The 14,319-nt window shown below is 52.6% G+C and carries 12 protein-coding genes; 5 read left to right on the top strand and 7 right to left on the bottom strand.

The annotated features are described in order from the left end of the window. Positions 1 to 98 precede the first annotated feature (98 nt). Positions 99 to 1,601: an MFS transporter gene (locus J2I46_RS26135; RefSeq protein ID WP_207332045.1), complete on the top strand. Its 1,503-nt coding sequence runs from the start codon at positions 99 to 101 to the stop codon at positions 1,599 to 1,601. A gap of 77 nt (positions 1,602 to 1,678) precedes the next feature. On the opposite strand, the gene J2I46_RS26140 is transcribed toward J2I46_RS26135, so the two are convergent. Genes J2I46_RS26140 through J2I46_RS26150 form a run of 3 tightly spaced genes read right to left on the bottom strand, consistent with a single transcriptional unit; the run spans position 1,679 to position 4,542 of the window. Beyond that, a complete protein-coding gene (locus J2I46_RS26140) occupies positions 1,679 to 2,893 on the bottom strand; it encodes a hypothetical protein (RefSeq protein WP_207332046.1) in 1,215 nt (404 codons plus the stop codon). Further along, positions 2,874 to 3,446, bottom strand: a complete 573-nt coding sequence (locus tag J2I46_RS26145; RefSeq protein WP_207332047.1) for an RNA polymerase sigma factor — start codon at positions 3,444 to 3,446, stop codon at positions 2,874 to 2,876. Before J2I46_RS26145 ends, J2I46_RS26140 begins: the two co-directional genes overlap by 20 nt. Beyond that, positions 3,439 to 4,542: a hypothetical protein gene (locus tag J2I46_RS26150; protein WP_207332048.1), complete on the bottom strand. Its 1,104-nt coding sequence runs from the start codon at positions 4,540 to 4,542 to the stop codon at positions 3,439 to 3,441. Before J2I46_RS26150 ends, J2I46_RS26145 begins: the two co-directional genes overlap by 8 nt. Before the next feature lie 172 nt (positions 4,543 to 4,714). Between J2I46_RS26150 and J2I46_RS26155 the strand changes: the two genes are divergently transcribed. From J2I46_RS26155 to J2I46_RS26165, 3 genes are all read left to right on the top strand, one after another. Further along, positions 4,715 to 5,653, top strand: a complete 939-nt coding sequence (locus J2I46_RS26155) for a carbohydrate kinase family protein (protein WP_207332049.1) — start codon at positions 4,715 to 4,717, stop codon at positions 5,651 to 5,653. A gap of 410 nt (positions 5,654 to 6,063) precedes the next feature. Further along, positions 6,064 to 7,725, top strand: a complete 1,662-nt coding sequence (locus tag J2I46_RS26160) for a DUF1800 domain-containing protein (protein WP_207332050.1) — start codon at positions 6,064 to 6,066, stop codon at positions 7,723 to 7,725. Between the two features lie 98 nt (positions 7,726 to 7,823). Continuing rightward, positions 7,824 to 9,332, top strand: a complete 1,509-nt coding sequence (locus J2I46_RS26165; protein WP_207332051.1) for a DUF1501 domain-containing protein — start codon at positions 7,824 to 7,826, stop codon at positions 9,330 to 9,332. On the opposite strand, the gene J2I46_RS26170 is transcribed toward J2I46_RS26165, so the two are convergent. Together J2I46_RS26170 and J2I46_RS26175 are read right to left on the bottom strand one after the other, a co-directional pair. Further along, positions 9,322 to 10,158 carry a hypothetical protein gene (locus J2I46_RS26170; RefSeq protein WP_207332052.1) on the bottom strand — a complete coding sequence of 279 codons (837 nt, stop codon included), beginning with the start codon at positions 10,156 to 10,158 and terminating at the stop codon, positions 9,322 to 9,324. The genes J2I46_RS26165 and J2I46_RS26170 overlap by 11 nt on opposite strands. Positions 10,159 to 10,519: 361 nt before the next feature. Further along, positions 10,520 to 11,722, bottom strand: coding sequence for a PQQ-dependent sugar dehydrogenase (locus J2I46_RS26175; RefSeq protein ID WP_207332053.1), 1,203 nt, complete (start codon positions 11,720 to 11,722; stop codon positions 10,520 to 10,522). Positions 11,723 to 11,916: 194 nt separating this feature from the next. Between J2I46_RS26175 and epsC the strand changes: the two genes are divergently transcribed. Then, on the top strand, positions 11,917 to 12,738 hold the full coding sequence (epsC, locus tag J2I46_RS26180; protein ID WP_207332054.1) for a serine O-acetyltransferase EpsC: 822 nt from the start codon (positions 11,917 to 11,919) through the stop codon (positions 12,736 to 12,738). 21 nt (positions 12,739 to 12,759) lie between these two features. Here the strand turns inward: epsC and J2I46_RS26185 are convergent, their stop codons facing one another. Together J2I46_RS26185 and J2I46_RS26190 are read right to left on the bottom strand one after the other, a co-directional pair. Next, on the bottom strand, positions 12,760 to 13,797 hold the full coding sequence (locus tag J2I46_RS26185; protein ID WP_207332055.1) for a glycosyltransferase family 2 protein: 1,038 nt from the start codon (positions 13,795 to 13,797) through the stop codon (positions 12,760 to 12,762). A gap of 126 nt (positions 13,798 to 13,923) precedes the next feature. Beyond that, positions 13,924 to 14,274 carry a YbaB/EbfC family nucleoid-associated protein gene (locus J2I46_RS26190; protein WP_207332056.1) on the bottom strand — a complete coding sequence of 117 codons (351 nt, stop codon included), beginning with the start codon at positions 14,272 to 14,274 and terminating at the stop codon, positions 13,924 to 13,926. Positions 14,275 to 14,319 lie beyond the last annotated feature (45 nt).

Below are 14,319 nucleotides of genomic sequence, written 5' to 3' on the forward strand. Positions count from 1 at the left end.
CTGCGTATTATTGTTCTTTTATTACGTTACTAAATCAAGGCTGGTTGCGTTGCCTGTTCCAACACAGCGCTAACCGGTTTCGACCAACGATCATACCTATGCAAACTGAACGCGCGCCTTCTGCCGCCAAAGCATCCTCTAAACCAAACCTGAGCTTCTGGCAGATCTGGAACATGAGTTTCGGATTTCTGGGTATTCAATATGGCTTTGGGCTGCAACAGGCCAATATGAGCCCTATTTACCGATATCTGGGTGCCGATGAATCCTCTATTCCGGGCCTTTGGCTGGCCGGGCCGCTAACCGGTCTGCTACTACAACCCATCATCGGCGCCATTTCTGACCGTAGCTGGTCGCCTACCTGGGGTCGGCGAAAGCCGTTTGTGCTGGTAGGTGCGTTGGTGGGCAGTATAGCCATGATTCTAATGCCTAATTCCTCGTCGATCTGGATGGCTGCCGGCCTGATGTGGATGCTCGACGCCGGCCTGAACTCGGCTATGGAGCCTTTCCGCGCGTTTGTCGGCGACATGCTGAATGATAAACAGCGCCCAACAGGCTTTGCCGTGCAATCGTTTATGGTAGGCTTCGGGCAAACACTGGCCAACGTTATGCCTTTTCTTCTTCCGTTGATTGGCATATCGATGGTAATGTCTGAATCGCAGCTGACCAATGGTATTCCCAATTCCGTGCGTTATCCGTTTTATATCGGTGGCGTGTCTATCCTGATCTCGGTGTTCTGGACCATGCGTACTACCAAAGAGTATCCGCCGGTTGACGATGACTATAAAAAGGCGCACGTTTTTACGGATGAAGAAAAGAAATCGATTTCGTTCTGGCACCTGGCGCTGACGGTTGGTGCTGCTATTCTGGCCTTCTTTTTCGCCTACGGAGCCGGTGGGTTGGCAAACGGACTGAAATGGGGGCTCGGTGTTATGGCCGGAGGGTATCTGATTCTGATGCTGCCCGTTTTTAAAGAGGTGCTGGCCTCGCTGTCGTCAATGCCTACGGTGATGAAACAGTTGTGGTGGGTGAAATTCTTTACGTGGTATGGCCTGCCGCTGATGTGGCAATACTTGTCGCTGGCCGTAGCTAAATACGCCTTCGATGCACCCAACGCCACGTCGAATCCGGCGGGGTTCGAAGCGGGTACCAAGTGGGGGGGACTTTGTTTTGCTATGTTCAGTATCACCTGCGCCATTATATCAGTCTTCATTCCGCGCATTGCCAAGGCTATTGGTAGTGCCAGGGCTACCCACGCGCTGTTTTTATGCCTTGGGGCTACGGGTTTTTTCCTGACCATAACATCCAACGATAAAATGATCTATCTGGTTGGTATGGGGATCATCGGTATGGCCTGGGGCTCCATTATGTCGATGCCCTATCTGCTCCTGGCCAGTGCCGTACCGAAAGAGCGTATGGGCGTATACATGGGTATTTTCAACGGGTTTATCTGTGTACCACAGTTCATTGGTATGCTGACGGTGCCCCTCTTCTACAAAACCATTCTGGGCGATGATCCGCGCAATGCGCTGGTGCTGGCCGGCGTTTGTATGCTGGCCGCCGCCGCGTCGTGTTTCCTGGTTAAAGAGAATCGCACGGCTTAATCTGATCTATGGCTGTTGATAGAACGTACCTGACGTTCACAGAAAAGCCCGGCCAGCAAGCCGGGCTTTTCTGTGCTCTACCAGTGCAGGCCCAACACACGGATGGGGCGGTGTCTGTAGTTTGTTTTCATGAACCGGCCCCTGCGAGTAACGTACCTGTAGTAAGTTGACCCTAACCGAACGAAAGTGCTATTGGTAAGCTTACCCGGGTCAATGTCATCATCGAGGGTGTGCAGGCTGCCGTTGGTATGTTGGGCGATCCGGAATTGATCCGGTTCAAACGCGTAGTCATGCCCGGACTGGGTATCGCAGGCGATAATATGGACGGGTACGTTAAGGCTGGGCAACAGTGCCATGTCTTTAACACCACTCTCGTTATCGGCAATAAGAATCAGATGCTGCGCTTTAGGAAACTCCCGATGAGCGAACTGTAACGCCTCAACCACATTTTCTGCATTAAGGCGATTGTTGAGTGTATTGCGGGCAGCGGCCAGCAAAGTAGGTAAAGCTCGGCGAGGCTCGCGCTCACGAGTGACGAAGAACATGCCGGCCGGCCCGTTGGGGCGGGTCTCCTGCCCCAGGCTGTCGCAGTCTGTGTAAAAGACCGTCCCCTGAATCTGGGGGCTTTGGCTATTATGCCGGAACCAGGCGTAAATCTGCGCGGCGAAAGGGTCCATGCTGGTTGTAAGATCACAAACAACTACGGCATTTGGCCAACGGCGCAAATTGCGGGTTAGCGCCGCAAATACGGTCGAATCGGCCCCGATGTCGCCCGACACCAGCTTTTTCTCGAGGTCCATTTCAAACGGAGATAACGTACGAAACGTAACCGCTGGCCACTGCCTGACCGGTTGAATAACGCCGAGAACAGGACGTACCTGAGCGCCTGATGGTGGTGGCGTTACGACTCGTTCAGGTTGGGCGTCTGCCACCGTTGTTGCACTCGGCGATGTGTGTACTGGCTTCTTTGGTATAACGCTGGCTGGTTGCCGTTTCGGAGAAGAAAGCTTGATAAGCCTTTCCCGGCCTGGTGAACAAACAGCAGCTAACGTACCTGTCTGTCGACTGGTTGAGCGGGGCCTGGGTGGGGTATCAGCAATAGATAGATCCACGATATACCCAGCGGTGCCCATCAGGAGTAACAGGCTACTTATAAGGAGCCCCGTACGCCACTTGCGCCGACGCACTTGCCGTCGGATCACCAGCCAATCCTCAGGTTGATAGGCTGGCTGGTAGTCTTTCAGCGATTGACGTACCCAGTCGTGCAGTGATTTATCGTCGGTGCTGTTCATGGGTATGATGCGTTTGTGAAGCTAAAGCGCGGCGCAATAATCGATTGGCTTCGGTGAGGTGAGCACGCGAGGTACTTTCCGCGATGCGCAGCTGATCGGCAATGTCGTGGTGCGAGAAACCTTCCAGTACATACAGGCTAAACACCATGCGATAGGCTGGGGGAAGGCGGTGAATCATATCCAGAATATGATCGGCCGACAGTTGAGCCAGAATAGCCTCGTCGTTCTGGTATGGTTCAGCCACCAGCTGTTCAATCTGTTCGGTCGAAACAGTAGGGGTTTTCGTCGTTCGTCTGTAATGGTCAATGGCCGTATTGACCATGATCGTGCGCAGCCAGGGTTTAAGGGCAGCTTCGCTTTTCAATTCACCAATACGCCTGAATACTTTCATGAATCCATCATTGAGCAACTCACGGGCATCTTCGCGATTGTCGGCATAAGCCAGGCATACCGACAACGCATACGGGTAGAAACGTTCATAAAACGCGCTCATAGCTGCTTCCTTCCCCCGTCGGCAACCATCAATCAGGCTGACAGTGGCGGCGTTAGTCACAAGATCCGTCGAGGGTGTAGGTTGTTGTAGACGTTAGCTGGCTTAATACCGTACCCGCCGCATTCTGATAGGTAGTTGTCACCTGATCAGATGATTGTACATAACCTGCATTTGTCAGTTTAAGCTGTACCTGCGAATTGCTGGCTTTCATGAGCGGCCCTGTTGAAAAGGTATCATAATGGGTAGATGCGCTCATTACACCAGGCACACCGGCTATGTTCACTACAGTTGGAAACCCGTTGAAATTGCCGGGGGGCAATCCCGGTGGTAACTGGGCCTGAGCATAGGTGTAGTCTGTGTACGAATGCAACTGGTCATTGACCCAGAACTCCTGTTTTATCCGGTGCCCCTGGCTATCGTAGGTAAAAACTGAACGGTAATTGGCGCCCGTCTGCGTCTGAAGAAATCCGTTCTGGAACGCGTATGGATGCACGTCGACCCCGCCCTGTCTTTCAACATAATCGATCGTCTTGCCATTTTGATACGTCCATTCTGCCGTGCTGCCAGTAGCAGAAGCAGGCTTTTCTGGTGCTGAAGCTGGAATAACCGGGTACGTTGTTTCGTCTGTCCGGGTAGTTAACGAGCCAGTTGCGTCATATTTGTATGTGCTGGCTGTTCGGGTCTGTAAACCGTAGGGATTTGTCTGCCGATTGATCTGTTGAGTCAACCGGCCATTTGTATAGGCGTATGTATACTGTGAGGTGCGTGTATTCGTGCTGGTTGGGCCGTCGCTGGGCGACCAGTGAGCGTCAGACGACTGCGCGGTCAGAAAGCCGGCGTCGTCATACACATAACTGGTGTTCTCTGCGTAGCTGTACACTACGGCCGACTGCCCAGCCAACCGTTTCTCATAATGACGGGCCACACGGCTGATTCTGCCTTGCCCGTCGTACTCGTAAATGGTCTGATCAGTGGTTTCTTCAAGTGTCTTGTTCGCCTGCCGTACCGTTGCTTTCTCGTCAATCTGCTTGATCCGGCAAGGGCCAGCGGCTTTTTTCTCTACAGCCTGCTGGGTACAATGGCTGGTTGACCCCAGTAGGAAACTCAGTACCAGCAACTGCCGAATACTTGTCTGTAATCGTTTTGTCAGTGTCATATCTGTTGAGTAAATCCTGTTTCAGACAAAGACGACTTTGTTCACCAGAACGCTGGGTACGTTGCCGTTTATTTTTTACCTCACCGAATTGGCGCGTTGAAAACAGCCCTATTTTCGTGAATTCGCTTGAGTTGGCAGCAAACCAACACGGAGCTTTTAGCACCCTGTCCCTATGATCCTTACATCGAAACAACTCATTCTTTCTGTTGGCGAATTGCTGGCCGATTTCATTGGACAAAATTTCTCGGAAAGCCTGTTCGATGCCGCTGATTTTACCCGGTTTCAGGGCGGATCGCCAGCCAATATGGCCGCAAATATGGCCCGGTTGGGCAATCAGGCCGCGTTGGTGTCGTGCGTTGGCGACGATAATCTGGGCGCTTTTCTCATCCAGAAAGTAGCTGAAACCGGTATCGATGTGAGTCACGTTGTTATTGAGCCAACCGAGCCCACAAGTATCGTGGTGGTATCGCGAACGAAAGGAACGCCCGATTTCATTGCGTATCGCACCGCCGATTGCATGATTCAGCCCGAGCATTTGCCCAATCAATTGCTCGATCAGACGGCGCTGTTTCATACCACTTGCTTTGCCCTCAGCCGTAATCCGGCTCAGCAAACCATTGTTGATGCGGCCCGCCGTGCTTCCGTTGCCGGTGCGCAGATAAGCATCGATGCCAATTATGCGCCCAGTATCTGGTCCGACCGTGATAATGCCTGGCAGGTATTAACCGATTATTGCTCGCTGGGTACGTTGGTAAAACTGAGCGAAGATGATGCCGAACGGCTGTATGGCTCGCCCCAAACGCCTGAGCAGGTATGTTCCGATTTTCACCGAATGGGGGCCAGGCTGGTCTGCCTGACATTGGGAGCGAAGGGCAGTATTGTATCGACCAACAACGGAGAAAGTGTGGTAGAGACACCCGGAAAACCATTGTCGGTTGTTGATGCTACCGGGGCGGGTGATGCGTATTGGGCTGGTTTCCTTACTGCCTGGCTCGATGGCTGTACACCCGCCGAGTGTGCCGGGGCGGGGTCTAACCTGGCGGCGCTGAAACTCATCCGCCGCGGTTCACTTCCGCCAACCGTTGACCGGAAGTTGTTATACGAATCATAAGCAGGCAATACTGCGTTTGTCGGGTAGGCTGTGAAGACATAGTCTACCCGTTTTGTTTATAAACGAATAGTATATCATGCCAAAGAATCCTGCTTTATGGATAGCCGATCCGGTACAATGTAAATTGAGAAAAAATACTCTGCTGTTTGTAAGACGAAGTTGTTGTTTTCGTGTACTTAACCTAAAGATAAACAGTTAATTGTGGTACTTTGGGGGGATAGAATTAAGGGTAATGAAGATTAAGCGAATTACTACTTAAAAAAACAAATAACGATTCAAAACTGGCATGTAAGTTGGTGCATAATCAGATACGTTGGTCTTCGCAGGCTGACGGAATTGGCCTGTGAGTGACTGGTGTTGGCTACAGCCTGATCAGCTGACTTGACTGGCGCTGTGACTTACCTGTTTAAATGGCCGTTTTAGATCCATATACCGTTCCGCTCACCCGCGCAACGGCAGCCCATTTGCTACGCCGGGCTACGTTTGGCCCAACGCCCGCGGAAATAACGGCACTGGTTGGCCAAACTGCCGCCCAGGCCGTGCAGAGCCTGATCACCAACGGTAATTACAATCCACCACCACCGGTTGAACTGGACGAAAACCAACCGGGAGCTGGTGAGCCGTTTCTGGATAAGCCGTTCAACGGTGGCCGGAACTTTCAGTTTGGCTACGCCATCAAATACTGGTGGCTGGGCATCATGAGCCAGCAAACCGGCGCCCCCGCGCTGCTCGATAAACTGACCATGTTCTGGCAGAATCACTTCGTCACTACCCGCACTGTGGTCGACGATTATCGGTTTGTGGACCGGTATCTGCGATTGTTGCGAAACAATGCACTTGGCAATTTCCGTAGCCTGGTCATTGCCGTGAGCAAAGATCCGGCCATGTTGCGCTTTCTGAACGGCAACGAAAATGAAGCCGGAAGCCCTAACGAAAACTACGCCCGCGAACTACAGGAGCTGTTCACCGTTGGTGCCGTTGATTTCGCCGGTACTAAAAACTACACTGAAGAGGATGTGAAAGCGGCGGCACGGATACTGACCGGCTGGAACTATACCAACTTCTGGACAGAAGGCTCAACATCCTTCGAAACAACCTTTACCGTTAGCCGGCACGACACAACCGATAAACTATTTTCGAGCCATTATAATAACACACGTATTACGGGCCGGTCAACCGCCACGGCTGGCGATCAGGAACTGACAGACCTGGTGGCGATGCTGCTGGCGCACCCGCAAACGGCCCGGTTTATCTGCCGGAAACTGTACCGCTGGTATGTGAATCCGCATGTTACGCAGGCAATTGAAGACACCGTCATTGTGCCGCTGGCCCTGTTTTTTGCGTCGCCGGCCAATGACTTTGCCATTCAGCCGGTAGTGGTAAAACTGCTGACGAGCCAGCATTTTTTCGAAGCTGCCAACCGGGGCTGTATCGTGAAATCACCCGCCGAATTGATTGTCGGGTCAATCCGGTTTTTCGGTCAGCCAATTCCGGACATGACGACCGACTATGTTGCCTTTGGCAAACTGCTGGACTTCATGCAGTGGCGGATGGACCAGCTTCAGATGAATACCCTCGATCAGCCTACGGTTTTCGGGTATGAGCCATATTACCAGACGGGTTACTCGAAAAACTGGATGAATACAACCACGATTGCCATGCGCAACGAATTTACCGATGCGCTGATCTGGCGGTGGCTCGAAGTGAAACCCGGCTACAATATGGGAATCGATGTGCTGGCCTGGGCTACATCGCTCCAGGCCGATTTTAACAACGTACCCAGCGCCACCAACCCCTCAGGGACGCCTGCCATCACGTGTGAAACGATATTGGCGGCTTTTATTGCTGATCTGTTTGCCACCGACCTGTTCCAGAGACAGAAGGATTTTCTAATCGACACGATCATGATGAATAGCCTGCCACGAACATCCTGGGGGTTTGAATGGAATGCCTACCGGACGGCCCTGATAACCAACTCCGGCGAATTGAGCTGGCGACAGAACAGCGTGACCTGGCGATTGCAAAACCTGATGCGGTACACGCTTCGACTTGCTGAATACCATGTGTTTTAAAACAAGTCGATAGTCGGGGAGTCGATAGCTACGCTGCTAAGGCGCGTATCGAACCTGGCAGCGCGGCTATCGACTCCCCGACTATCGACTCTCTTCCTATGACTCGCAGAGATTTTCTGGCCGCTTCAACGGCCTTTACGGTACCGGTTATGCTGAATGGGTTCGGGTTGAAAGCCATGACCCGTCAGTCGGCGCTTGTGCAGTCGCTGATGCAGTCGGGCGCGGTCAATACTGACCGGGTGTTGGTCATCGTGTATCTGAACGGCGGCAACGACGGGCTGAACACGGTGATTCCGCTCGACCAGCTCCCGACCTACAACACCCTGCGGAGCCCTATTGCACTACCCGAAAATAGCCTGCTGCGGCTCCAGGGGACAGATAAAATGGCCTTTCATCCGGCCATGACGGGGATGCGGAACCTCTATAACGACGGTAGACTGACGGTGATCAATTCGGTATCCTACCCTAACCCTGATCAATCGCATTTCCGCTCAACTGATATCTGGATGACCGCCGCCAATGCTGATGTTAGCCTGACAACGGGCTGGGCAGGCCGGTATCTGGAAGACCGTTTTCCGGGCTATCCGGTTGGTTTCCCGAATGAGCAGATGGAAGACCCGCTGGCCATTCAGATCGGATACCTGACGTCAACGGCGCTGTTGGGCAGCCAGCAGTCGATGGGGGTGGCCATTAACGACCCTGAGGCGTTTTATCAGTTGGTTGGTGCGGGCGAACCCACTTCGCCCAACGATATACCCGGCGGCGACGCGGGTACGTTGATTTCGTTTATCCGGCTTCAGCAGGCGCTGGCCGTGGGGTATGCGGGCGAGATCAAAAATGCGTTCGATGCCGGGCAGACGCTGGGTACGTATCCGTTGGAGAATATGAACAACAGCCTGGCCGAACAGCTGAAAATTGTAGCGCGGTTGATTCATGGTGGCTTGAAAACCAAGATTTTCTTTGTTGCGCTGGGTGGTTTCGATACCCATTCAGGCCAGATTGTCAATAGCCCGGTAACGGGCCCTCACGCTGATCTGCTGGGCAAAGTGTCTGATGCGCTCTATGCCTTTCAGGAAGACCTTCGCCTGCAGGGAACCCAGGACCGCGTAGTGGGTATGACCTTCTCTGATTTTGGACGGAGGGCAAATGCCAATGCATCAAACGGAACCGACCATGGTGTAGCTGCTCCGCAGTTCGTCTTTGGCTCGTCGGTACGGCACCAGGTAATCGGAACAAACCCTAACCTGTCTGACCTGATCGAGAGTTACGGTGGCAATAAAGACGTGAAGATGCAAATCGATTTTCGCCGAATCTACGCCGATCTGCTCAACGACTGGTTTGAAACGGGCCGCGCTAAAGCCGACAACCTGTTGCTTCACAATTTCCCCACGATCTCGCTGTTTTCCGACGTCTGTGAAACCCTGACCTCAGGGCCATGGAACAGCCCCACCACCTGGACAGTTGGCCGCGTGCCAATGTCCGGCGAAAAAATCAGAGTCAATGCTGGTCATGTTGTCACGCTCAGTGATGTTGTGTCGGTACGATCGGCGCAGGTGCAGGGTACCATCAGGTATGGTGCAGGCGGCAAAATACGTATTACGGGATAGGCAGCAGTATCTCCTGTGGCCCCCGCTCAATCTCAACCGCGCTCGACGCACGCTCTGCCCTGGGCCAGGAATAAATGAGCTGTTCGTCTAGTAGCGGTTTGGCGGGATTGATGAAAACACGCAACTGATACCGAATGCCAACGTGTGTTTTATTAGGCCCGCCTATATACACTATTCCTTTCCAGGTTCCGTCTTTAGCTACTCTAATTGGGTCCTGAACATAGTATTCGTCGATTGGGTTGGCGTGAGTGCGGCTTCGTATCGGATGCACAATGGGCCAGACAACTTCTGCATTGCTGGCTTTGCCTTCAACAACCATGAGCCTGGGCACAACCATACCGTTGGCAGGGTTACTGATAACTAATTCATCAGTCAGTTGGCGGCTGACTACGTAAATGAGCCCCCCTATGCCAATTGCCAAACCGGCTACCAGCAGGCTGCGTCGGGTAGTCCAGCCAAGGGAAGTTTGGGCTTCGGGCATTGCCGTAGGTACGTCCGTTTTCTCTAACGCTCCACTGGCAGTATCTCTTGGCGTGCCCCATACGTACAAATAGCAGGTATTGAGGATTTTTTCATCCCTAAGGATGTATCCATCATGAAAGATTTTTGCCCAGGTCTTTGCGCTGGGAATCGCCGCGAGTGCTTCCTGCATATCGGCATTTCCCAGCTTGTCGAACTCTTCTTTAAACGAATTCCGGAGGTGCTCGTAGGAGGCTGGGTAGCTATTGAATTTAAGCGCCGGATATTTTCCCGGCTTGGCTAAACGGTATGCGTCGTATTTCTTCCTGATGTGTTCTTTTAAGTTCTGCATTTCATGTTCAGTCATACAGCGAAGATTTTTAGTGCGGAAACAAAAAAGAAGAGCAGAGAGGATAGGTAAGGAATAAATAAAGGAACAAAAAAGGAATATGTTAACGAATACATATGAACATCAAGTATATACTTTTATCAGGAAGTTAATCTGTGCCCATATGGCTTCGCAGTGCCTTTGCTTTCCGTTTCTATTCACACCTTTATTAGACCTATGGAACGCACAGATTGCCTTTGTTTCATTGAGTGACTGCCGCAAGCTATTCAGATCGCTTGCTACATTAACAAATTGAGCCCCACCGCTTGTTGCGGTGGGGCTCATCCATAAATTTACAGCAGTAACATGCGCGCAGGTATGTCCTGTGCTGCGAATGACGCTACTTTGCCAGTTTCAGAATTCGCCCCTCAGCATGGTCGCAGAGGTACAGTTCACCGGAGCGGTCTTCCCCGAAAGCCGATATAGTACCAGCCCGTTCAGAGATGAGCTGATTCGTAGCTTTGTTCGCACCGGTAGGCGTCAACGCCCACACCCGGCCGCTCACATAATCGGCATAAATGTACTTCCCGGCCAGAGCCGGTACTGCTTTTCCTTCATAAACGTATCCACCCGTAACCGACAGATCGCCGTTGGCGTGGGTGTAGGTATGAATCGGTTCGATCAGTTGATCGGCGGCTTTTTCATTTTGTTTATAACCGGCATTTCCTTCGCGGATACGCCAGCCGTAGTTGCCGCCTTTCGTCACCACGTCGATCTCTTCAATCTCGTTCTGACCCACGTCGCCGGTCCACAGCTTGCCTTGTTTATCGAAGCTAAACCGCCAGGGGTTTCGCAATCCATAGGCGTAAATCTCTTCCTGAAATCCTTCCTTATTTGCCTTGTACGGATTGTCGGACGGGATGCCGTACTGGCCTTTGTCTTTTCCGTTTACATCAATACGCAATATTTTGCCAAGCAGGCTTGCCCGGTTCTGCGCATTGTTCTGCGGGTCTCCACCGCTGCCGCCGTCGCCCGTGGCAATGTACAGGTAGCCATCTGGTCCGAAGGCCACCTTACCGCCATTATGATTTGAGTAGGGTTGCTTGAACGTAAACAGCACTACCTCCGAAGCCGGATCGACCTGACGGGCATTGGCTGAACTGGCTTTGAACCGGCTGATGACTGTTTCGCGCGGATTATTTTTTGTGTAATTGACGAAGAAATAACCGTTCTGCCTGAAGTTCGGGTGAAAGGCCAGCCCCAATAAGCCCATTTCGCCGCCGTAGCCCACTTTATTTTTAATGTCCAGGTACGTATCGGCCGATTTAGCGCCGGTAGCCTGGTCAATTACCTTGATCTTTCCGGCCTGCTCAACCACAAACATCCGGTTGGTACCGTCATTGGCGTAGGTGTATTCTACGGGCGCATCGAATTTGAGGCCGGGGTGCGCATCGGCGGTTGTAATGGCAATGGCGGTCGGCGCTTTCTCAGACGTTGTGCTGGTCAACTCGGCCGGTGATGAACACATCATCGACACAAAATATGAGAAGCCAGAGGTAGCTGCCAAAGAATACAATAAGATACTTAGGGTTTTATAAATCATGACTGTAGAAGCTGGATTGCCTCTACGCGAAGACAAAAGGCAGGCCAATTCGCCAAGACGAACTATTTGGCCTGCCTTTTGTTCGCCAATCAGTTGATTAGGGGTATTTTGCTCCTGACCCTTCCGTAAACAAAGTAAGCTGGATTGTTGGGTTGCTGCCCCAGATTGGGGCAGATTAGCCACTGTATTTACGTATGTCTACTCCGCTCGTTGCTTTCCTGAACCGTTTGTCTGCGCAACAGCAGCACTATCAATATCGCCTGCCTTCGCGCCCCGACGCCGGCCGGTTTATCGATCAACTGATGCGTTTGCTGTTTCCTGTCACTCAGGATTGCCAGTCGGCTACGGCCAATGCCGGTGAAACATACCAACGCCTCAACGATCAGTTGCTGTGCCTGTTGCACCCGCTTCAACCCAACCTGAACACGCGGGCAGAAGCCGTTGCTCTGCGCTTTTTCGACGAGCTCCCGGCCATTCATGATAACCTGCTGCTCGATGCCAAAGCCATTGCCGACAATGATCCGGCGGCCATCAGCATCGAAGAGGTAATAGCCGTGTACCCCGGTTTCTACGCCATTGCCGTATATCGAATTGCCAATGTGCTGCTAAAAGCCGAAGTGCCGTTGCTACCCCGGATGCTCACGGAATATGCGCATGGCCAGACGGGAATCGATATTCACCCCGGAGCTACCATTGGTGCGTCGTTTTTTATCGATCATGGTACTGGTGTGGTCATTGGCGAAACAACCATCATCGGCGAGAATGTGCGGGTGTATCAGGGCGTAACCTTGGGCGCAACACACGTGGCCAAATCACTGGCCCAGAAAAAACGCCACCCAACCATCGAAGACAACGTGGTGATCTATGCCAACGCCACCATCCTTGGCGGACACACGGTGGTTGGTCATGATTCAATCATTGGCGGGAACGTCTGGCTCACCGAAAGTGTAGAACCACATTCGCTGGTGTACCACCAAAGCCATATCGACGTTCGGCCCATTCTGCAACAGGGGTAAAGCAGTTTCCCGCTTCAAGCGTTATAACTCTGAAAAGCGGCGCTTGCCTTTCGCGAAATACTGCCAGATAATGCTCATCGGGAAAAGCGGTACCGCCGTCGTTGCTGTCTGAGCCAACTGACTCCGCTGACCGCGCAACCCCGAAGCGTCGGACCGACTCAGCCAGCCATAAAAAGCGAAATGAGCCCGAAGGATAGCCCAGATAGACGCCCATTCGCCGCGCAGCAGCAACGGCCCCGCCGAGAGTCCGTCGACCATTAAACGGAGCAATAATAAACCCCAGGGACTACCACCGGGCAGATTCTTATACAGCATAGCCAGGCTGTTCCGGTAATTCAGGTACGTCTTCTTCGGATTGGTCTTCGCCAACGTACCTGCCCCGACGTGATGAACGACCGACTCGCCACAGGTCCAGATTTCGTGGCTGTGCCGTTGCGCCCGCCAGCACCAGTCGATCTCCTCCATATGGGCGAAAAAGGCCGGATCGAATCCGCCCAGCTGATGAAAAACAGACGCTCTGACGAATAGGCAGGCTCCTGAAGCCCAGAATACCGGCCGATTGTCGTTGTATTGACCCGTATCGGTTTCGAGAGTATCGAACAGTCGACCCCGGCAAAAAGCAAAGCCCAGCCAGTCGAGGTAGCCGCCTGCCCCGCCCGCATACTCAAACTGCGTGGGCTGGTCGTAGGCAAGCAGTTTAGGCTGACAAGCCGCCACACGCGGGTGCGTATCGAGCAGGGTCAAGACAGGCCTGATCCAGCCAGGTGTTACGGCCACGTCGGAGTTGAGCAGGCAGTAATAGGTGAAGGGAACAGGGGCGGTATCCCGAATGTGGGCCAGTGCTGTATTGTAGCCACCGGCATAGCCTTCGTTGACAGGCAACTCGATCACCTGAACGGCTGGGAACTGCCCACGAAGGAGGGCCACCGAACCGTCGGTGCTTCCGTTATCGGCTACATAAATGATAGCACCATCGGCATGATCAACAACGGCGGGTAAAAACCGGGAGAGAAAGCCCCGGCCATTATAATTCAGGATAACTACAGCAAGGGAAGACATAAAGTAGTCGTAAGTCGATAAACGTCGTAAGTCGATCGTCGTAAGTCAATAGGCGCACTGCTGAGGTACGTTGTTTGACACAGCAGCGCGACTATTGACTGATGACAATCGACTTACAACTACTTTTTACCCCATCATGCTTCCCAGGTCCAGGCCCGGAATATTGGGCAGCAGACCTTCGGTGGCCTGTTGTAAATGGGCTTTGATGATCGGCTCAATGTTTTCCATTGCCTTGTTCGTAGCAGCAACAACCAGGTCCTGCAACATCTCCCGGTCGTCGCCCGATTTGACCAGATCGGGATCGATAACCAGACTGGTCAGCTGTTTCTGGCCGTTAACGGTGGCGCGAACCATACCAGCCCCCGACTCGCCGGTGGCCGAGAGGGTACTTAAACTATCCTGGGCGGTTTTCATGCGGGACTGAATTTCCTTCATCTTTCCCATCATGCCCATCATATCTCCGAGGTTACCAAACATAAGAGTAGGTGCAATGTCTATTTGTAGACAACTAACCACAAAGAT

Source organism: Fibrella forsythiae, from assembly GCF_017353175.1.
GTDB classification, from domain to species: domain Bacteria; phylum Bacteroidota; class Bacteroidia; order Cytophagales; family Spirosomataceae; genus Fibrella; species Fibrella forsythiae.